Source organism: Stenotrophomonas sp. 2619 (assembly GCF_040548725.1).
In the GTDB taxonomy this organism is placed as follows: domain Bacteria; phylum Pseudomonadota; class Gammaproteobacteria; order Xanthomonadales; family Xanthomonadaceae; genus Stenotrophomonas; species Stenotrophomonas maltophilia_AP.
The window spans coordinates 194,975-214,384 of the sequence record NZ_JBEPSF010000002.1 but is presented as its reverse complement, the minus strand read 5'-3'; the positions used below and the strand labels follow the sequence as shown (position 1 = coordinate 214,384).

General features: G+C 68.1%; 15 protein-coding genes. 8 read left to right on the top strand and 7 right to left on the bottom strand.

Annotated features, from left to right (window positions below; all coding sequences use genetic code 11):
- Positions 1 to 11 precede the first annotated feature (11 nt).
- The 4 genes from ABIA71_RS03580 to ABIA71_RS03565 are packed head-to-tail and all read right to left on the bottom strand — an operon-like array spanning position 12 to position 3,783.
- Complete coding sequence (locus ABIA71_RS03580) at positions 12 to 2,066, bottom strand: phospholipase D family protein (protein WP_354283199.1); 2,055 nt, start codon at positions 2,064 to 2,066, stop codon at positions 12 to 14.
- Positions 2,063 to 2,653: a YceI family protein gene (locus tag ABIA71_RS03575; RefSeq protein ID WP_354283197.1), complete on the bottom strand. Its 591-nt coding sequence runs from the start codon at positions 2,651 to 2,653 to the stop codon at positions 2,063 to 2,065. Before ABIA71_RS03575 ends, ABIA71_RS03580 begins: the two co-directional genes overlap by 4 nt.
- 3 nt (positions 2,654 to 2,656) lie before the next feature.
- Positions 2,657 to 3,133: a SixA phosphatase family protein gene (locus ABIA71_RS03570; RefSeq protein ID WP_038691340.1), complete on the bottom strand. Its 477-nt coding sequence runs from the start codon at positions 3,131 to 3,133 to the stop codon at positions 2,657 to 2,659.
- Between the two features lie 17 nt (positions 3,134 to 3,150).
- Positions 3,151 to 3,783 carry a nucleotide-binding protein gene (locus tag ABIA71_RS03565; protein WP_038691342.1) on the bottom strand — a complete coding sequence of 211 codons (633 nt, stop codon included), beginning with the start codon at positions 3,781 to 3,783 and terminating at the stop codon, positions 3,151 to 3,153.
- 130 nt (positions 3,784 to 3,913) lie between these two features.
- Between ABIA71_RS03565 and ABIA71_RS03560 the strand changes: the two genes are divergently transcribed.
- Entirely contained in the window at positions 3,914 to 5,398 is a 1,485-nt protein-coding gene (locus ABIA71_RS03560; RefSeq protein ID WP_354283194.1) for an AAA family ATPase, read from the top strand.
- Positions 5,399 to 5,504: 106 nt separating this feature from the next.
- Here ABIA71_RS03560 and ABIA71_RS03555 read toward each other — a convergent pair whose 3' ends face one another.
- Both ABIA71_RS03555 and ABIA71_RS03550 read right to left on the bottom strand, forming a co-directional pair.
- On the bottom strand, positions 5,505 to 6,419 hold the full coding sequence (locus ABIA71_RS03555) for an AEC family transporter (RefSeq protein ID WP_354283192.1): 915 nt from the start codon (positions 6,417 to 6,419) through the stop codon (positions 5,505 to 5,507).
- Positions 6,420 to 6,523: 104 nt separating this feature from the next.
- Entirely contained in the window at positions 6,524 to 7,186 is a 663-nt protein-coding gene (locus ABIA71_RS03550) for a tetratricopeptide repeat protein (protein ID WP_354283190.1), read from the bottom strand.
- Between the two features lie 161 nt (positions 7,187 to 7,347).
- On the opposite strand from ABIA71_RS03550, the gene ABIA71_RS03545 reads away from it, so the two are divergent.
- Positions 7,348 to 11,049 carry an indolepyruvate ferredoxin oxidoreductase family protein gene (locus ABIA71_RS03545; protein ID WP_354283188.1) on the top strand — a complete coding sequence of 1,234 codons (3,702 nt, stop codon included), beginning with the start codon at positions 7,348 to 7,350 and terminating at the stop codon, positions 11,047 to 11,049.
- A gap of 161 nt (positions 11,050 to 11,210) precedes the next feature.
- On the opposite strand, the gene ABIA71_RS03540 is transcribed toward ABIA71_RS03545, so the two are convergent.
- The gene (locus tag ABIA71_RS03540) at positions 11,211 to 11,855 is read right to left on the bottom strand and encodes a DUF938 domain-containing protein (protein WP_354283186.1); all 645 of its coding nucleotides are present in this window, start codon (positions 11,853 to 11,855) and stop codon (positions 11,211 to 11,213) included.
- A 142-nt stretch (positions 11,856 to 11,997) separates the two neighbouring features.
- Between ABIA71_RS03540 and ABIA71_RS03535 the strand changes: the two genes are divergently transcribed.
- From ABIA71_RS03535 to ABIA71_RS03510, 6 genes are all read left to right on the top strand, one after another.
- On the top strand, positions 11,998 to 13,626 hold the full coding sequence (locus ABIA71_RS03535; RefSeq protein ID WP_354283184.1) for a TldD/PmbA family protein: 1,629 nt from the start codon (positions 11,998 to 12,000) through the stop codon (positions 13,624 to 13,626).
- A 134-nt stretch (positions 13,627 to 13,760) separates the two neighbouring features.
- Positions 13,761 to 15,395, top strand: coding sequence for a TldD/PmbA family protein (locus ABIA71_RS03530; RefSeq protein ID WP_038691354.1), 1,635 nt, complete (start codon positions 13,761 to 13,763; stop codon positions 15,393 to 15,395).
- 21 nt (positions 15,396 to 15,416) lie between these two features.
- Entirely contained in the window at positions 15,417 to 16,751 is a 1,335-nt protein-coding gene (locus ABIA71_RS03525; protein WP_354283182.1) for a TldD/PmbA family protein, read from the top strand.
- A 7-nt stretch (positions 16,752 to 16,758) separates the two neighbouring features.
- Positions 16,759 to 17,460: a DUF4159 domain-containing protein gene (locus ABIA71_RS03520; RefSeq protein ID WP_354283180.1), complete on the top strand. Its 702-nt coding sequence runs from the start codon at positions 16,759 to 16,761 to the stop codon at positions 17,458 to 17,460.
- 62 nt (positions 17,461 to 17,522) lie between these two features.
- Positions 17,523 to 18,506, top strand: coding sequence for an AAA family ATPase (locus ABIA71_RS03515; RefSeq protein ID WP_354283178.1), 984 nt, complete (start codon positions 17,523 to 17,525; stop codon positions 18,504 to 18,506).
- A gap of 7 nt (positions 18,507 to 18,513) precedes the next feature.
- Positions 18,514 to 19,410: a DUF58 domain-containing protein gene (locus ABIA71_RS03510; RefSeq protein ID WP_354283176.1), complete on the top strand. Its 897-nt coding sequence runs from the start codon at positions 18,514 to 18,516 to the stop codon at positions 19,408 to 19,410.

Sequence of the window (19,410 nt, the reverse complement as noted above, 5' to 3'; positions counted from 1 at the left end):
GAACCAAGGGTTTACAGGATGGGTACCAGGCCGGCGCCGAAGGCGGTCAGCATGCGCACCAGCAGCCATTTCGGGCCGACGTTGACCTCGGGGAAGTCGCCGACGGCCACGTAGCACTTATGGAAATCCTCGTGCTGCCGGCGCAGCGGGGCCGGGCAGTCCGGGCCGGGCTGGAACTCGTAATCGGTGGCGTAGCGCCACGGCCAGAAATCCAGCACGGGCAGCGCTTCGGATGCCTTGCCGACGCTGTAGTTCAAGCCGGACAACACCGGCGGCTTGGTGCGTGGCGCCACCGTCCACGAGTTCTGCGGGTGGATGTCGCGCAGGATGCTCTGCGCCAGCGCTTCGGCAAACACCGGGTCGTCGATGATCACCGCGCCTTCGGTGTTGTAGTTCTCGCTGCGCGGATCGAAGTTGTGCGTGCCGATCACGCCGATGCGGCGGTCCACCACCATCGACTTGGCATGCAGGCCCATGCGCGCGCCGGTGCGGGTGACCGGCAGCGGCTTGTTGACCGCCTTGGTGCCCAGGAACGACGGCCGGGTTTCGGCGCGCAGTACCCGGCGCTCGACCACGCTGCCGTCGGTGCGGCGGCGCGCGGCCGGGCCAGGGGTTGTCTGGCGCGGCGTGACGCTGGCCGTCGCATCCGCGTCAGGCGCGGCGCGCCGGCGGTCGCCGTTGCCGGCACTGCCGCGCGCGTTGCTGCCCGCCGCACTGCCACCGATCAGGCTGCTGCGCTTGCCGTCCGACGGCGGCGCCTCGCCCAGCGGGGCCGGCAGCAGGTTGCGGTAGTCCACCGGGGCATCGAGCGGGAACGGCTTGTACTCGTAGATGTTGAAGCCCAGTTCGCGCAGGTTGCGCCGCTTGTACTTGTAGGACAGCGCGTAGACGATCGGGTTGTCGGTGGCCGCCAGGCTGTTGGACGACACCACGATGCGCGGCGGCTGCGCGCGCTTGCGCAGGTCGGAGAACAGCTTGCGCGCAGGCTTGGACAGTACCAGGTAGGGCGTCTGCAGCAGCACTTCGGTCTGCGCGCTGGAAATCAGTGCGTCCAGCTGCGGCTCGGTGACGTGCTGGCCGTTGGTCGGTTGGCTGGGCCGTTCGCGGCGGTGCTTGCGCGGCAGGTCGGCCACGTAGCGCACCGACGCCACCGGCAGGGCGGTGTCGACAAACGCACGGGTGACGTAGGCGGGGTCGTTGGCTTCATCGCTGACCCGCGCGATCCGCTGCGGGTGGCGGAACTCGGCCGGGGGCATCGGCGGTGCGCCGTGCTTGAGCAGCAGGCCGCCGACGTCGTTGAGGCGTTCGGCCGGCACGCTGCGCGGCGCACGCCAGAACGCATCGAAGTTGGCCGCCATTTCGCGCACTTCCGGGCCCGCCACGAGGACGTCGCGGTCGCGGAAGTTGTATTCGCTGTCCCAGTCGTAATAGTCGTCCTGGTAGTTGCGGCCACCGACCACGCCAAGTGCGTCGTCGATTACCAGCAGCTTGTTGTGCATGCGCTGGTTGAAGCGACGGAAGCAGCACAGCACGCTGCCGGCGTAATCGAAGTAGTTCAACCGCGCCTTGCCGAAGGTCGGGTTGTACACCCGCAGCTCGAAGTTCTGGTGGCTGCTGGCCAGTGCCCCCAGGATCTCCAGGTCCGAGATCGCCGAGAGCTGGTCGATCAGCACCCGTACCTTGACCCCACGCCGGGCCGCCCCCAGCAGTTCATCCAGCACCAGCCGGGCGCTGTCGTCCTTGTCGAAGATGTAGGTCTGCAGATCAATGCTGCGGGTAGCGCTGCGGATCAGGTTCAACCGCGCCACCAGCGACACCTCGCCCTCATCGATGATGGTGGCGTAGTGCTGCGGGGCGGCCTCGGTGGAGGCAGCGAACGCCTTGCCGCCCAGGCCGCGCAGCGGCGAGTCGAGCGCGCAGCGGTCCGCCTGGCTGCACTCGACCACGGTGGACCGCGCCTGCACGGCAATGCCAGCCGCGCGGTCACGCTCGGCGTTGGACAGCGAAGCACAGCCGCTGACCAGCAACAGCAGTGCCAGCAGCCCGATCTTCAACAATGGGTTCACGGTTTCGGCGCCTCGCTCAGACGCGCTCGCAATACGAAGGTCACTCGATCACTCAAGGCAAGCTGCCAGCTGTCCATTCCATACCGGCCTCGCTGCACATTGCCGCGGCTGACCACGTCGCAATCATACCCGGCCCGGGGGCACTCCGCCGGCTCCACCCGCAGGGTCTCGGGGTGGCTCACCCCGCGCAGGATCAACCGGCCCTCCACCCCGCCGCCCTTGTCCACGACCTCGGGCCAGTAAGGCACCGAGTCGAACTCGACCACCGGGTAACGCGCCGAATCGAAGAACTCTTCGCCGCGCATCCAGCCGGTGTAGCGGGCCTTGCCGGGGATTTCCACGTAGCGGGTGAACATCCGCAGGTGCACCTGGTGGCGCCCGTCGGACAGCACCTCGATACGCCCCTCGAAGCGCGGGAACACCCCTTCGATGCGCTGCCCCAGCCGGGTGCGGATCTCGAAACCGAAGCGCGAGCGCGCGGTATCGAACTCCAGCACCTGGCGCGGGGCAGGCGCCGGTGGTTCAGCGCAGGCCGCTTCGGCTGCCAGTGCCAGCAGGCAGCCCAACAACACGCGCACTACCGCCATGGGCTACGGCCACCAGAACGCGGTCAGGGTGGCCACGCCGGGCTCGATGCTGGCCTTGCCGTCGACCGACAGCACCGCGATGCCGCCGGGCGGCATGCCACGGTAATCGCTGCTGGTGCCTTCACTGAGCAGCGCCACCAGCTGTTCCAGGCCGGGGTTGTGCCCGACCACCAGCAGCCGGTCGACATCGCCACGGGCCTCGATCAGGCCCATCAAGGTGCCCGGGGTGGCGTCGTAGACGGCATCCTCCAGGCGCTTTTCGACAAAGCCGGTGATGCCCAGCACGGCCTCCAGGGTTTCACGGGTGCGCCGCGCCGGCGAGCACAGCACGCAATCGGGCAGCAGGTTGTTCTCCTTCAGCCAGCGGCCGGCCGCTTCCGCTTCGGCCAGGCCGATCGGTGACAGCGGACGGTCAAGGTCGGCCTGGCCGGTACTGGCGGCTTCGGCGTGGGCATGGCGCAGCAGGATCAGTTCTCGCATAAAGGCTCTCTTCCGGATCAGGCTTTCTTCAGCCACTTCAACAGTGGCTCCCAGTCACTCTGGTGCTCGCGCACCTGCGCGGAGCGGTAATCGAACAGGCTGCGTCCCAGCCCGACCATCACCACGTAACTCTGGCTGTCGCGCAGCTGCGCCACAACGTCATACGGCCACTCGGCCAGCATCTGGATGGCCTGCTGGGAGGTCTGGGTCCACGGCTTGGTGCGGTTGAGCACCAGCCCCACCGGCAGCGCGCGGCGATGCACGCGCGGCACCTTGGACAGGCTGTTGAGGAAGCCGACGATGGCTTCGATGTCCAGCGCCGAGGGCAGCACCGGCACCACCACGGCATCGGCAACGTCAAGGAAGTGGCCCAGATCGTCGGCCAATGCCCCGGCCGGTGCGTCGATGATCACTTCATCGGTGCCGTCGGGGATCAGCTTCTCCCAGGCCTTCTTGCGGTAGACGTCCACCGGCAGCACGGCGCTTTCCAGCACCGCGCGGCGCTGCGCCCAGCGGGTGCTGGAGCCCTGCGGGTCGGCGTCGGCCAGCACGGTCCGTTTGCCGTCCAATGCGGCATGCGCCGCCAGGTGGGTGGCGACGGTGGTCTTGCCCACCCCACCCTTGGAACCGGCTACCAGGATCGTCTTCATGCCAGCCTCGCTTCCGGGGAACGTCGTCGCAGCGTACACCGCCGTCCGTGACGGAGATAGTCGCGCTGCTGAACCCCTGCACGGGGCGGCGCTTTGCTATCGTGCGCGATCCAATGGACTGCAAGCCGGCATGAGCGAGTTACAGGACCTGAGCGCGCTGATCCGCGCCAACACCCCGCTGATCATCATCGAGACCCAGGACGAGGGTCGCATCGTGGAGCTGTTCCGGCAGACCCTGATGCATGTCTGGCGGGCCCTGCACCGCTGGTCCATCACCGAGGGCCTGCGCCGCATCGACATGGACCGCGAGGACGACGCAGTCGGCCCGCCCGATGCCAGTTCCGCGCTGCAGATGATCCGCCAGGCCGAACAGCGCGGCATCTACCTGCTGCTCGATTTCCACCCCTACCTGGGCTATGCCAGCCACCAGCGCGCCCTGCGCGACCTGATCCAGCGCCGCCACTGCGAAGCCCACGTGCTGGTGCTGATCGGGGCCAAGGTGGAGCTGCCGGCCGAACTGGAAGCCCTGGCCACCCGCTTCAACCCGCGCCTGCCCGACCTCAACGCGCTGCTGAAGATGCTGCGCGAAGAGGCCGAAGCCTACGCCCGCGAGAACGGCGGGCGGCGGGTGGAAGTGGACAACGAGGCGGTCAAGAAGATCCTGCACAACCTGCGCGGCCTGAGCATGGTGGATGCGCGACGCATCGGCCGGCAGTTGATCTTCGCCGACGGCGCGCTGAGCCAGGACGACCTGCCGCAACTGGCCCGGCTCAAGTTCGAGCTGCTCAACCGTGCCGGCCACCTGCACTTCGAATACGACACCACGCGCTTCGCCGACGTGGCCGGGGCCAACCGGCTCAAGCGCTGGGTCAACCAGCGCCGCCCGGTGTTCCTCGGGGGTCAGGGCCCGGCCGGGCTGGACCCGCCCAAGGGCATGCTGCTGCTGGGGGTACAGGGCTGCGGCAAGTCGATGCTGGCCAAAGCCACCGCCGCCGGCTTCGGGGTGCCGCTGCTGCGGCTGGATTTCGGCAGCCTGTACGACAAGTACCACGGCGAGACCGAGAAGAACCTGCGCGACGCCCTGGCCTCGGCCGAGCAGCTGGCGCCGTGCGTGCTGTGGATCGACGAGATCGAGAAGGGCCTGGCCAGCGGTGGCGAGGACGGCGGGGTGTCGCGGCGCGTGCTGGGCTACCTGCTGACCTGGCTGGCCGAGCGCAAGGGCGCGGTGTTCATCGTGGCCACCGCCAACCAGGTGCATGAGCTGCCGGCCGAGCTGCTGCGCAAGGGCCGCTTCGACGAGATCTTCTTCGTCGACCTGCCCGACGCCAACACCCGGGTGGAGCTGCTGCGCCTGCACCTGGGCCGGCGCCAGCTCAATGCCGACGAGTTCGCGCTGCCGGCCCTGGCCGCCGCGGCCGACGGCTTCTCCGGCGCCGAGATCGAACAGGCGGTGGTGGCCGGGCTGTACGCTGCCCATGCCGAGGAACGCGTGCTGGATACCGACCTGCTGATGGCCGAGATCCGCAGCAGCCGGCCGCTGTCGGTGCTGATGGCCGAACAGGTCACCGCACTGCGCGAATGGGCGCGCGGCCGCACCGTAAGCGCCGACGAGTAAACTTCGCCGCCGCGCCGAGGTAGAGCCGACCGTTGGTGGGCTCACGCGCGCCGGCGTGTCGGTGGCCTTGGTAGTGCAGCCGACCAACGGTCGGCTCTACCGGTTTCTAGGCGGGGTGCTGCAGCACTGCTACCCACGCCGGCAGCGTCACCAGCGACACTAGAATGCCGTACCCCACCATCGCCGCGGCCAGCCGCGGAGCCAGCCGGTGCGAGATCGCCAGGGCGGCAGCGGTGATCATGGTGGGCATCGCCGATTCCAGCACGTTCACCTGCGCCATCGTGCCCTGCAGGCCCAGCAACCACGAGATCGGCACCGCCAGCGCGGGCATCACCAGCAGCTTCAGTCCCAGCCCGATCCCCAGCGGGGTGAGTTCCTCGCGCGACAGCCGCAGCCGGATCGACAGGCCCACCGCCAGCATCACCAGCGGCAGCATGGCATCGGCCAGTTGTTTGAGGCCGTTGCCGATCCACGCGGGCGGCTGTTCGGGCATCAGCAGCAGCGCGAACAGCAGCGCCCACAGCGGCGGGAACCGTGCGATGCGCGCCAGCACCTGGGCCGCCGTGGGCGGGGTGTCGCCGCTGTAACGGGCAATCACGTACAGGCCGAAGGTGGACAGCAGCAGGAACGTGCCGAACTGGTCGTAGACCACCGCGTAGGGCAAGGCGGCGTCGCCCAGCAGGGCGCGCACCATCGGGTAGCCGATGAAGCTGGAGTTGGCCAGGGTCACGCAGATCAGCAGCACCGCGTGCACGTCGCGGGCAAACCCGCAGAGGCGCGTGGCCAACGACACCAGCGCCCAACTGGCCAGCATCAGCAGCCAGGGCGTGGCCATCAGCCCGATCAGGCTGGCATCCAGGTGCAGCCGCGGCACGTAGGTGAGCACCGCCGCGGGCAGGCACACATACAACACCACGCGGTTGAGCACCTCGGCGCTGGTGTCAGGCAGCGCGCGCAGGCGCGCAAACAGCATGCCCAGGCCAAGCATGGTCAGGATCAGGGCGAATGCATCGAAAGCCATCGCAACAGCCTAGCCGATGCGCAGGCCGCCGCCGCTCCGACCTTGGTCGAAGCGACGTGCCACGTGACCGGTCCGGGCGGGCGCCGCAGGCGCCGCCCGGTGGCTCAGGGCCAGGCCGGCGGTTGTGCCGCCCAGGCCTGTTGCACCTCGGCCAGGGTGGCCCGCTCGCTGTCGCGCCAGCTGGGCAGCAGGTCGGCGTAGCGTGCCGAACTGCCCCATTGCTGCGGCTCGGTGCGTGCCGCCGCGGCGTACCACTGCACGGCCTCGTCTTTGCGCCCCAGGGTCCACAACGCCAGCGCGTAGGTGGCCGGCACCCAGGACGGGTTGCCGCGCATGCCGCCCTGGGCCGTGCTCCACTGCGCCAGCGCCGCCTCCACCTCGCCCAGCCGGAACAGGTCCCAGCCGTAGTTCCAGCGCACCGCGCGCCCCGCCGCCGTGGTCGGCAGCGCGCTGCTGCTTGCCTCCGCGTACAGGGTGCGGCCCAGCTCCGGGCGCCCCTGCGAGAACGCGACGCCCGCCAGCTGCACGGTGGCATCGAGCGCTTTGCGCCCGCGCTCGCGCTGCTTCATGAGCTGGTCCACCAGGTCACTACTGTCGGCAGGCACCACCACCATTGGAACGGCGGCGGCGTCGGTGTCGAAGTAGAACTCCTGCACTGCGGGCAGCGGCTGCGCTGCCACCCCGAATGTCGTCATTGCGGCGATCAACGCCGCAGCCAAACCAGCCGCCAGCGTCACGCCGGCGCGCCCCTGTCTTGCCACTGCCATGCAAACTCCCCCGGGTTGTCACAACAACCTCCCATCCCGATCCTAACCCCAGCGTGCGCCCGGATGCGAGTGCCCGAGGTCCATTTTGGCGCCACTGCTACAATCCGCGCCTTTCCGGTCGTGTTTGCTGCGGCCGTGCCAGCCGACTTCCCGGGCCAGCCATGACCAGTACCGCCGAACTCACCTCGCCCTCCTCCGCCAACCAGCCCGACGCCGGTGGCCTGGACGCCAGCTATACGCTGGACCACAAGTACACCCGTACCGATGGCCGCATCTACCTGAGCGGGGTACAGGCGCTGGTGCGGCTGCCGTTGATGCAGCGCCTGCGCGACGAGGCCGCCGGGCTGGACACCGCCGGCTTCATCAGCGGCTACCGCGGCAGCCCGCTGGGCGGCTTCGACCTGGAACTGTGGCGGGCCCGCCAGCACCTGGAGGCGGCGCGGGTGAAGTTCACCCCCGGCCTCAACGAGGACCTGGGCGCCACCATGGTCTGGGGAACCCAGCAGACCAACCTGTTCCCGGGCGCCAAGGTCCAGGGCGTGTATGGCATGTGGTACGGCAAGGGCCCCGGTGTGGACCGCTGCGGCGACGTGTTCAAGCATGCCAACGCGGCCGGCACCTCGGTGCATGGCGGCGTGCTGGCGCTGGCCGCCGACGACCATGCCTGCCGCAGCTCGACCCTGCCGCATGGCAGCGAAGATGAATTCGTCAGCGCGATGATGCCGGTGCTGAACCCGGCCGGGGTGCAGGACATCCTGGACATGGGCCTGCTCGGCTGGGCGATGAGCCGGTATACCGGCCGCTGGATCGGCTTCAAGACCATTGCCGAGACCGTGGAATCCTCGGCCTCGGTGCAGGTGGACCCGTTCGCGCGGAAGATTGTGCTGCCCGAAGACTTCGAGATGCCGGCCGGGGGCCTCAACATCCGCTGGCCGGATCCGCCGCTGGACCAGGAAATGCGCCTGCACCGGTATGCGGTTGCCGCCGCGCAGGCCTTCGCCCGTGCCAACAGCATCGACCGGGTGGTGATGGATTCGCCGCGCGCGCGGCTGGGTATCGTCACCACCGGCAAGAGCTACCTGGACGTGCTGCAGGCGCTGGAATACCTGGGGCTGGACGAGCAGGCCTGTGCCGACATCGGCATCCGCGTGTACAAGGTCGGCATGACCTGGCCGCTGGAGCCGGTGGGCATCGCGCGCTTCGCGCAGGGCCTGGAAGACATCGTGGTGGTGGAGGAGAAGCGGGCCTTCATCGAGCGCCAGATGAAGGAACAGTTCTACAACTGGCCGGCCAGCGCCGGTCCGCGCCCGTCGATCGTGGGCAAGTACGACGAGGCCGGCACCTGGATCCTGCCGTCCACCAACGAGCTGACCCCGGCCACCATCGCCGGCGTCATCGGCCGTCGCATCCAGCGTTTCTTCACCAATGAATCCATCGAACAGCGCCTGCGCTGGATGGACGAAAAGGAAGCCGAGCTGGCCCTGCCGCGTGCCAGCTTCCCGCGCGTGCCGCACTACTGCTCCGGCTGCCCGCACAACACCTCTACCCGCGTGCCGGAAGGCTCGCGCGCGCTGGGCGGGATCGGCTGCCATTACATGGTCACCTGGATGGACCGCAGCACCGACACCTTCACCCACATGGGCGGCGAAGGCGTCACCTGGGCCGGGCAGGCCGCGTTCACCGACACCGAGCACGTGTTCCAGAACCTCGGGGATGGCACCTACTTCCACAGTGGTTCGCTGGCGATCCGCCAGGCCATCGCGGCCGGGGTCAACATCACCTACAAGATCCTCTACAACGACGCGGTGGCGATGACCGGCGGGCAGCCGGTGGACGGCACCCTGAGCGTGCCGCAGATCGCCCACCAGATGCGTGCCGAAGGCGTGCAGACGATCGTGCTGGTGAGCGATGAGATCGGCAAGTGGAACAAGCGCGAGCTGTTCCCCGAGGGCGTGGAGTTCCATGACCGCGCCGAACTGGACGCGGTGCAGAAGCAGCTGCGCGAGGTGAAGGGCACCAGCATCCTGATCTACGAACAGACCTGCGCCACCGAAAAGCGCCGCCGCCGCAAGCGCGGCAAGCTGGTCGACCCGCCCAAGCGGGTGGTGGTCAATTCGCTGGTCTGCGAAGGCTGCGGCGACTGCGGGCAGAAGAGCTTCTGCGTGTCTGTGCTGCCCAAGGAAACCGAATTCGGGCGCAAGCGCGACATCGACCAGTCCAACTGCAACAAGGACTACAGCTGCACCACCGGCTTCTGCCCGAGCTTTGTCACCGTGCACGGCGGCAAGCCGCGCAAGGGCGCGCGCAGTTCGAAGACCGCGCTGCTGGACAACCTGCCGTCGCCGACCTTCCGCACCACGCTGGACCAGCCCTGGAACATCCTGATCACCGGCGTCGGTGGCACCGGCGTGGTCACCATCGGTGCGTTGCTGGGCATGGCCGGGCACCTGGAGGGCAAGGGCGCCAGCGTGCTCGACCAGACCGGGCTGGCCCAGAAGGGCGGCGCGGTGACCACCCATATCCGCATCGCGCGCACACCCGAAGACATCCACGCGGTGCGCATCGCCGCCGGCGAGGCCGACCTGGTGGTGGGCTGCGACATGGTGGTGGTGAACGACTACTGGGCACTGTCCAAGGTGCGCGCCGAGCGCTCGCAGGTGGTGCTCAACACCTATGAAGCGATGCCGGGCACCTTCACCACGCGCCCGGACATGCAGTTCCCGGCGGCGGACATCATTGCCGGCATCCGCGTGGCGCTGGGCGGGCGCGAGCCGCTGCTGCTCGATGCCACCCAGCTGGCCACCGCCCTGCTCGGCGATGCGATCGCGTCGAACCTGTTCATCCTGGGCTATGCCTGGCAGCAGGGGCTGGTGCCGATCTCGTTCGAGGCGCTGATGCGTGCGATCGAACTCAACGGCGCGGCCGTGCAGATGAACCAGCAGGCGTTCGCCTGGGGCCGCCTGGCCGCGGTGGACCCGCAGGCCGTGCAGCAGGCCGCTGGCCTGGTCCGCAACGGCCACACCGATGCCGAGCGCACCCCCGGCCCGCTGCATGACCTGCCGCCGGGTGAGTGGGAAGGCAACGAATGGGGCGCCAATGCGGCCCCGCGCGACACCGGCGACGAACGCGAGCTGCGGGGCCTGCCCGGCCATGGCGTGGGCGAAGAGGTGGCGTTCCTGCCGCTGGACGACGAGCGCCTGTCGCGTTCGCTGGACGAGCTGGTGGAGCGCCGCGTGCGCTTCCTCACCGACTACCAGGACAGCGCCTACGCCGCGCGTTACCGCGCGCTGGTGGACAAGGTGCGGGCCGCCGAGTGGGACGCGGTGGGCAGCACCGCGCTGACCGAAACCGTGGCGCGCTATTACTTCAAGCTGATGGCCTACAAGGACGAGTACGAAGTGGCGCGGCTGTACACCAGCGGCGAGTTCCAGCGCCGCCTGCAGCAGCAGTTCGAGGGCGATTTCCAGGTGCGCTTCCACCTGGCCCCGCCGCTGTTTGCGAAGAAGGATGAGCAGGGCCGCCTGATCAAGCAGGAATACGGCCCGTGGATGCTCAAGGCGTTCGGCCTGCTGGCCAAGCTGAAGTTCCTGCGCGGCGGCACCTTCGACGTGTTCGGCCGCACCGCCGAACGCCGGGGCGAGCGCCAGCTGATCGCCGACTACGAACAGACCGTGGCGCTGCTGCTGGACGGCCTGCGCGATGACCGCGTGGCGCTGGCGGTGGAGATCGCCAGCATCCCCGAACACATCCGCGGCTACGGGCACGTCAAGGAAGCGCACCTGCACAAGGCCAAGGCCCGCGAAGCCACGCTGCTGGCGCAGTGGAAGAACCCGCGCGCCCTGCATATCGTGCAGGTGGCATGAGGACAACGGTCGCACCGCACCGGCAACCGTTACCACGCCGGGGGTAGCGCCCCCCGGCCGACTACCCCGGGTAGAGCCGACCGTTGGTCGGCTGCTGGAGAACCCCGGCCACTACCCCGGTAGCGCCGATCGTTGGTCGGCTGCTGCAGAGCCCCGGCCCACTACCCCGGTAGAGCCGACCGTTGGTCGGCTACCCGCCACACCCGCAGCCGGTTGTTGGCCGGCATCGCCACATCCTCAACCAATGCCAGCCCCTGCGCCGCGGCCAGCGCGTCCACCGCTTCCGCATCGCGGATGCCCGACTCGGGATCGCGCGCCTTCAACCACGCATCGAACTGGCGGTTGCTCTCACTGCTGAACGCACCGTGGTAGTTGAACGGCCCGTAGATGCACAGCAGCGCGTTGTCCGCCATCACCGCCGGCAACCCGGCGAACAACGCCTGCACGTGCGCCCAGCTCATGATGTGCAGCGTGTTGGCGCTGAACACTGCATCGAAGCCCAGCGGCGCCGCCGGCAGCGGGGCCAGGCCGGGGCGGGGCGACAGCACCGCCTGCAGCGGCCACGGTGCGGGTGCATTGGGCAGGGCCGCCTTGGCGAGACGCTCGGCAATGCCCGCCAGGTAGTCCGGGTGGTCGCTGGCCTGCCACTGCAGGTGCGGCAGCTGCGCGGCGAAGTACGCCGCGTGCTGCCCGGTGCCGCTGCCAATCTCCAGTACGCGCGTGCGGTCGTGCAGGTGGCGCTGCAGCACCGCCAGGATCGGCGCGCGGTTGCGTTCGCAGGCCTCGGACCACTGTTGCTGGCTCATGCAGTGCTCAAGATGAATTGGACAAGACACATCCAACCATGACCGCAGTCACTTGTGCCACTGCCGCGTGCCACCGAAAGTCGAGGACTTGTCCACTGTCGCCGGCCTCTCGCCCGCGACCGTACCCGGGGAATCGCAAGCTGTGCAACGCCGTGAGTTTCTGACGCTGTCTGGAATGGGCCTGGCTGGCCTGATGCTGCCGCACTCCCGCCTGATCGCCGCCGAGCAGCTGCTCGAGCCGGGCGACGTGGCCCGCAAGAAGGCCTTGGCCGAGGCCGCACTGGGCACCGCCAAACGGTTGGGCGCCAGCTACTGCGACGTGCGCATCGGGCGCTACCTCAACCAGGCGGTGATCACCCGCGAGGCGCAGGTGCAGAATGTCACCAACCGCGAATCGTCGGGCATCGGCATCCGGGTGATCGTCAACGGCGCCTGGGGGTTTGCCGCGACGCACCAGCAGACGCCGGCAGCGGTGAAGGCCGCGGTGGAGCAGGCCGCGGCCATCGCCCGGGCCAACGCCAGCGTCCAGACCCGTCCGGTCCAGCTGGCGCCGGTGCAGGGCGTGGGCGAGGTGAGCTGGAAAACGCCGCTGCGCAAGAACGCGATGGCCGTGCCGATCCAGGACAAGGTGGATCTGCTGCTGAGCTTGAACGCCGCCGCGCTCAATGCCGGCGCCAACTTCATCAATTCCACCCTGTTCCTGGTCAACGAACAGAAGTACTTCGCTTCCAGCGACGGCTCCTTCATCGACCAGGACGTGCACCGCATCTGGCTGCCGTTCACCGCGACCGCGATCGACAAGAGCAGCGGCACGTTCCGGACGCGCGCCGGGTTGTCCTCGCCGATGGGCATGGGCTACGAATTCCTGGATGGCGACGCCAGCGGCAAGATCGCCCTGCCCGGCGGCATCACCGCCTACCGCGATTCCTACGACCCGGTGGAAGATGCCATCGCCGCAGCGCGACAGGCGCGCGAGAAGCTCAAGGCCCCGTCGGTCAAGCCGGGCAAGTACGACCTGGTGCTGGACCCGTCCAACCTGTTCCTGACCATCCACGAAAACGTCGGCCACCCGCTGGAGCTGGACCGCGTGCTGGGCTACGAGGCCAACTACGCCGGCACCAGTTTTGCCACCCTGGACAAGCGCGACGCCGGCTACCGCTGGGGCAGCGAACGGGTCAACTTCTTCGCCGACAAGACCGCCCCCGGCAGCCTGGGCGCGGTGGGCTACGACGATGAGGGGGTCAAGACCAAGCGCTGGGACCTGGTCAAGGACGGCATCCTGGTCAACTACCAGGCCACCCGCGACGAGGTGCACCTGCTGGGCGAGACCGAATCGCACGGCTGCAGCTACGCCGATTCCTGGTCGAGCGTGCAGTTCCAGCGCATGGCCAACGTGTCGTTGGCCCCGGGCAAGACCCCGCTGAGCGTGGCCGACATGATCAAGGACGTGGAGAACGGCATCTACATCCACGGCCGCGGCTCGTACTCCATCGACCAGCAGCGCTTCAACGCGCAGTTCGGCGGCCAGCTGTACTACCAGATCAAGAACGGCCAGATCGCCGGCATGGTCGAAGACGCGGCCTACCAGATCCGCACGCCGGAATTCTGGAATGCCTGCAGCGCCATCTGCGACGAACGCGACTTCCGCTTCGGCGGCTCGTTCTTCGATGGCAAGGGCCAGCCCGGCCAGGTGTCGGCGGTGTCGCACGGCTCGTCGACCACGCGCTTTGATGGCATCAACATCATCAACACCGCGCGCAGCCTGGGATGAGCATGCCCTGCCCACCGTGCATTTCGTCATTTGACGCCCCCTTCCGATGGCCGCAAGAATCGGGGCCACCGCCCCGGCGGTCGCTGTGATGTCGCCGTTTCCCTGCCACCCCCACACCGACGTGGAGAGCTGCCTTGCAAAGACGTGACTTCCTTGCCCTGACCGGGCTTACCGCTGGCGGACTGATCGTGCCGTCATTCTTCGGCAAGGTGATCGCCGCCGAGCAGCTGCACAGCACGCTGGACCTGGGGCTGAAGAAGCGCCTGGCCGATGCCGCGCTGGCCGCTGCCCGCCAGGCCGGCGCCACCTACTGCGACGTCCGCATCGGGCGCTACCTGCGCCAGTTCGTGATCACCCGCGAAGACAAGGTGCAGAACGTGGTCAACACCGAATCGACCGGTGTGGGCATCCGCGTGATCGTCAACGGCGCCTGGGGCTTTGCCGCCACCAACCAGCTGGGCACCGCCGACGTGGCACGCGCCGCACAGCAGGCGGCCGCCATCGCCAAGGCCAACTCAGGTGTGCAGACCGCGCCGGTACAGCTGGCCGCCGCGCCGGGCGTGGGTGAAGTGAGCTGGAAGACGCCCATCCGCAAGAACGCGATGGACGTGCCGATCAAGGAGAAGGTGGACCTGCTGCTGGACGTCAACGCCGCGGCGATGGCCGCCGGCGCCAGCTTCGTCAACTCGATGCTGTTCCTGGTGAACGAGCAGAAGTACTTCGCCTCCACCGATGGTTCCTACATCGACCAGGACGTGCACCGCATCTGGGCCCCGATGACCATCACCGCCATCGACAAGGCCAGCGGCAAGTTCCGCACCCGCGAGGGCCTGTCCGCGCCGATGGGCATGGGCTACGAGTATCTCGATGGCGCCGCCGCCGGCAAGGTGCTCACCCCCAACGGGGTGGTCAACTACAGCTCGTCCTACGACATGAAGGAAGACGCCATCGCTGCGGCCAAGCAGGCGCAGGAGAAGCTGAAGGCGCCGTCGGTCAAACCGGGCAAGTACGACCTGGTGCTGGACCCCTCGCACACCTGGCTGACCATCCATGAATCGGTCGGCCATCCGCTGGAACTGGACCGCGTGCTTGGCTACGAAGCCAACTACGCCGGCACCAGCTTCGCCACCCTGGACAAGCGCGAACAGCACTTCCAGTACGGCAGCGACAAGGTCAACATCTTCGCTGACAAGACCCAGCCGGGCAGCCTCGGCGCGGTGGCCTACGACGACGAAGGCGTCAAGACCAAGCGTTGGGACCTGATCAGCGACGGCAAGCTGGTGGACTACCAGACCATCCGCGACCAGGCCCACATCCTGGGCAAGACCGCCTCGGACGGTTGCTGCTATGCCGATTCCTGGTCCAGCGTGCAGTTCCAGCGCATGGCCAACGTGTCGATGGCGCCGGGCAAGACCCCGCTGAGCGTGGCCGACCTGGTCAAGGACGTGGAAAACGGCATCTACATCATCGGTGATGGCTCCTTCTCCATCGATCAGCAGCGCTACAACGCGCAGTTCGGTGGCCAGCTGTTCTACGAGATCAAGAACGGCAAGATCACCCGCATGCTCGAAGACGTGGCCTACCAGATCCGCACGCCGGAATTCTGGAACGCCTGCAGCGCCGTGGCCGACGAACGCGACTACCGCCTGGGCGGCTCGTTCTTCGACGGCAAGGGCCAGCCGGGCCAGGTCTCGGCGGTCTCGCACGGGTCGTCCACCGCGCGCTTCAACGGCATCAACGTCATCAACACCGCGCGCAGCCTCGGCTGACCGGTCAGGAGCCTACGAATCATGAGTATCTTCACCGAAGCACAAGCCAAGGCCATCCTCGACAAGGTCATCGCGCTGTCCAAGGCCGATGAATGCACCGCCGTGCTGGCCGGCTCGATCAACGGCAACATCCGTTTCGCGCTGAACAACGTGTCCACCAGCGGCATCGTGGACAACACCGAACTGGCCGTCACCGTGGCCTTTGGCAAGCGCGTGGGCACCGCCTCGATCAACGAGTTCGACGATGCCGCGCTGGAACGCGTGGTGCGCCGCGCCGAAGACCTGGCCCGCCTGGCCCCGGAAAACCCGGAGTTCATGCCGGCCATCGGCAAGCAGACCTACACCTCCAGCCCCACCTTCAGCGCGTCCACCGCCGCCATCGACCCGGCGTTCCGCGCCAAGGTCGCCGCCGACTCGATCGCCCCGTGCCGTGGGAAGGGCCTGATCGCCGCCGGCTTCCTGGAAGATGGCCAGGGCTTCTACGCCACCGCCAACAGCAACGGCAACTTCGGTTACCAGCGCAGCACCAACTTCGATTACACCTGCACCGTGCGCACCGAAGATGGCCGCGGTTCGGGCTGGGTGGGTCGCAACCTCAAGGATGCGGCCGACTTCAAGGCCGACCAGGACATCCAGATCGCGATGCGCAAGGCCACCGAGTCGTCCGAGGCCAAGGCACTGGAGCCGGGCAAGTACACGGTGATCCTGGAGCCGGCCGCTGCCGCCGGCCTGATCAGCTTCATGATGAATTTCTTCAGTGCGCGCTCGGCCGACGAAGGCCGCAGCTTCCTGTCCAAAAAAGGCGGCGGCAACAAGCTGGGCGAGCAGGTCTACGACCCGCGCGTGAACATGCATGCCGACCCGTGGCACCCCGAAGCCCCGGTTCTGCCGTGGGACGGCGAAGGCATGCCGCGCGGCAAGCTGCCGATCATCGAGAACGGCAAGGTCGCCAACCTGGAATACACGCGCTTCTGGGCGCAGAAGCAGGGCAAGACCGCCAATGCCACCCCGGGCAACCTGCTGATGAGCGGTGGCGACAAGAGCACCGCCGAGCTGGTGCGCGGCACCCAGAAGGGCATCCTGGTCACCCGTACCTGGTACATCCGCATGGTCGATCCGCAGACCGTGCTGCTGACCGGCCTGACCCGCGACGGCACCTTCTACATCGAGAACGGCCAGATCAAGTACCCGGTGAAGAATTTCCGCTTCAACGAGTCGCCGGTGATCATGCTCAACAACATCGAAGAGTTGGGCAAGCCGGTGCGCGTGGCCGGTGACGAGTCGAACTTCGTGATGATGATTCCGCCGATGAAGCTGCGCGATTTCACCTTCACCTCGTTGTCCGACGCGGTCTGATGCACGGATGAACCGCGCGCAGTTCCTGCGCCTGCTGCTGGGCAGCGCCGCATTCGCGGCGTTGCCCTCACCGGCGCGCGCCCAGGCCGGACGCTACGACTTCTGGTTCACCCGCCTCAAGTACGACTCCGGCGACTGGGACGTGGATGCGCGCATGCCGTCCAACGTGATCACCTCGCTGATCGACTACACCTCCCTGCGCGTGGACCCGACCGAGCATGTCATCGCCCTGTCCGACCCGCGCATGCTGGAAGCGCCGTTCTGCTACCTGGCCGGGCACAAGCTGGTGGAGTTCAACGCCGCCGAACGGCAGAACTTCGTGCGCTATGTACGCAACGGGGGTTTCGTGTTCGTGGATGACTGCAACCACGACATCGACGGCCTGTTTGCGAAGTCGTTCGAGGCGCAGATGGCCAGGCTGTTCGGCCCCAGGGCGCTGAACAAACTGCCCAACAACCATGCGCTGTACCGCAGCTTCTTCCGCTTCCCCGACGGGCCGCCCGCCACCGGCTTCGAGCTCAATGGCTGGGGCGATGACCTGGTGCATGACTACCTCAAGGGCATCGAGGTAGATGGCCGGCTGGGCCTGCTCTACAGCAACAAGGATTATGGCTGCGAGTGGGACTACGACTGGCGCAACAAGCGGTTCCTGGCCGAAGACAACACCCGTTTCGCGGTCAACATCGTGATGTACGCGTTGAACAACTAGCTTTCTTCCTGATTCTCCAGCCACGCATGGCGTGGCTCTACGCCGATTGATGCGAGCGCCTTATGACCACCGACCGCCTGGATGACCTTCTCCCCAAACTGCAGCACCTGCGCACCGCGCTGGGCCAGGCCGTGGTGGGCCAGCACGCGGTGGTGGAGCAGCTGCTGATCGGCCTGCTGGCCGGCGGCCATTGCCTGCTTGAAGGTGCGCCCGGGCTGGGCAAGACCCTGCTGGTGCGCTCACTGGGCCAGGCGCTGGAACTGCAGTTCCGCCGGGTGCAGTTCACCCCGGACCTGATGCCCAGCGACATCCTGGGCACCGAGCTGCTGGAGGAAGACCACGGCACCGGCCACCGCCACTTCCGGTTCCAGAAGGGCCCCATCTTCACCCACCTGCTGCTGGCCGACGAGCTCAACCGCACCCCGCCCAAGACCCAGGCCGCGCTGCTGGAAGCCATGCAGGAACGCACGGTCAGCTACGCCGGTACCACCTACACCCTGCCTGCCCCGTTCTTCGTGCTGGCCACGCAGAACCCGATCGAGCAGGCCGGTACCTATCCTCTGCCCGAAGCGCAGCTGGACCGTTTCCTGCTGCACGTGCGCGTGGATTACCCCACCGAACAGGAAGAGCGCGACATCCTGCTGCAGACCACCGGCAGCGCCACGGGCAGCGTGCCCAAGGTGATGGACGCCGAGAACGTGCTGGCCCTGCAGGCCGCCGTGCGCCAGGTGCATGTCAGCGATGACGTGCTCACCTGGATCACCCGGCTGGTGCGCGCCAGCCGTCCGGGCACCACCGCCCCGGAGGCGATCAACCAGTGGATCAAGTGGGGCGCCGGCCCGCGTGCCGGGCAGTCGCTGGTGCTGGCGGCCAAGGCGCGCGCGTTGCTGCAGGGGCGCTTCGCCGCTACCCGTGAGGACGTGCAGGCGCTGGTGGCACCGGTGATGCGCCATCGCCTGCTGCTGTCCTTCGCCGCCGAGGCCGAGCAGAAGAGTGCCGACGATGTGATCGCCGCGCTGCTGCAGGCCGTGCCGTTCCCCGCCTGAGCACGCCGTGACGCTGCACGCCCCCATTGCCATTCCCGCCGACGTGCGCAGCCGCCTGAAGGCGCTGCGCCTGGTGCCGCGGCGCGCGCGCGGTGCGCACGGCATTGGCCAGCATGCCAGCCGCAGCCGCGGTGCCGGGCTGGAGTTCGCGCAGTACCGCGCCTACGAGCCGGGTGACGAACTGCGCCAGATCGACTGGAAGCTGTACGCCCGCTCGGACCGCTTCTTCGTGCGCGAATCCGAGCGCGAAAGCCCGATCACCAGCTGGGTACTGGTGGATGCCAGCGCCTCGGCCGCCCAGTACGACCGCGCCCGCCCGGACTGGTCGCGCCTGGACCATGCCTGCGCCACTGCCGCGTGCCTGGTCGAACTGGCGCTGCAGCAGGGCGACCGTTTCGGCGTGATCGCCGTCAACGGACACGGCGTGCAGCTGGTGCCGGCCGGCAGCGGCCCACGCCAGCGCGACCGTGTGCACCTGCTGCTGCGCCAGCTGCGCGCGCACGGCGGCTGGCCGTCCATGGACATGTTGCGCCCGGTATGGGAGCGCGTGCAGCCCGCCGACCTGCTGGTGGCCCTCGGCGATGGTTTCGACGCGGCCGGCACCGTGCTGCTGGAACGCCTGGCTGCCGCGCGCCGCGAGGTGCTGCAGGTGCAGCTGTTGAGCGCCGACGAGCGCGACTTTCCGTTCACCGACGGCCATCGCTTCCGCGATCCGGAAACCGGCGAGGAACTGCTGGGCGACGGGCGCGCCATCCGCGCCGATTACCTGGTCCGCTTCGCCCAGGCCCAGCGCGAACTGCAGGCACGCCTGCACGCCAGCGGCATCGCCCATGCGGTGGGCTACCTGGACCAACCGCTGGATGCACCGCTGCGCCCGCTGTTCGGCGCGGGCGGCGGCGCATGA

What these genes read in the sequence shown, in the direction of transcription:
- ABIA71_RS03570 (WP_038691340.1), bottom strand. Translation starts at nt 3,133, where the DNA reads ATGCGAGAACTGATCCTGCTGCGCCATGCCCACGCCGAAGCCGCCAGT.
- ABIA71_RS03515 (WP_354283178.1), top strand. Translation starts at nt 17,523, where the DNA reads ATGACCACCGACCGCCTGGATGACCTTCTCCCCAAACTGCAGCACCTG.
- ABIA71_RS03520 (WP_354283180.1), top strand. Translation starts at nt 16,759, where the DNA reads ATGAACCGCGCGCAGTTCCTGCGCCTGCTGCTGGGCAGCGCCGCATTC.
- ABIA71_RS03545 (WP_354283188.1), top strand. Translation starts at nt 7,348, where the DNA reads ATGACCAGTACCGCCGAACTCACCTCGCCCTCCTCCGCCAACCAGCCC.
- ABIA71_RS03565 (WP_038691342.1), bottom strand. Translation starts at nt 3,783, where the DNA reads ATGAAGACGATCCTGGTAGCCGGTTCCAAGGGTGGGGTGGGCAAGACC.
- ABIA71_RS03540 (WP_354283186.1), bottom strand. Translation starts at nt 11,855, where the DNA reads ATGAGCCAGCAACAGTGGTCCGAGGCCTGCGAACGCAACCGCGCGCCG.
- ABIA71_RS03555 (WP_354283192.1), bottom strand. Translation starts at nt 6,419, where the DNA reads ATGGCTTTCGATGCATTCGCCCTGATCCTGACCATGCTTGGCCTGGGC.
- ABIA71_RS03550 (WP_354283190.1), bottom strand. Translation starts at nt 7,186, where the DNA reads ATGGCAGTGGCAAGACAGGGGCGCGCCGGCGTGACGCTGGCGGCTGGT.
- ABIA71_RS03560 (WP_354283194.1), top strand. Translation starts at nt 3,914, where the DNA reads ATGAGCGAGTTACAGGACCTGAGCGCGCTGATCCGCGCCAACACCCCG.
- ABIA71_RS03525 (WP_354283182.1), top strand. Translation starts at nt 15,417, where the DNA reads ATGAGTATCTTCACCGAAGCACAAGCCAAGGCCATCCTCGACAAGGTC.
- ABIA71_RS03575 (WP_354283197.1), bottom strand. Translation starts at nt 2,653, where the DNA reads ATGGCGGTAGTGCGCGTGTTGTTGGGCTGCCTGCTGGCACTGGCAGCC.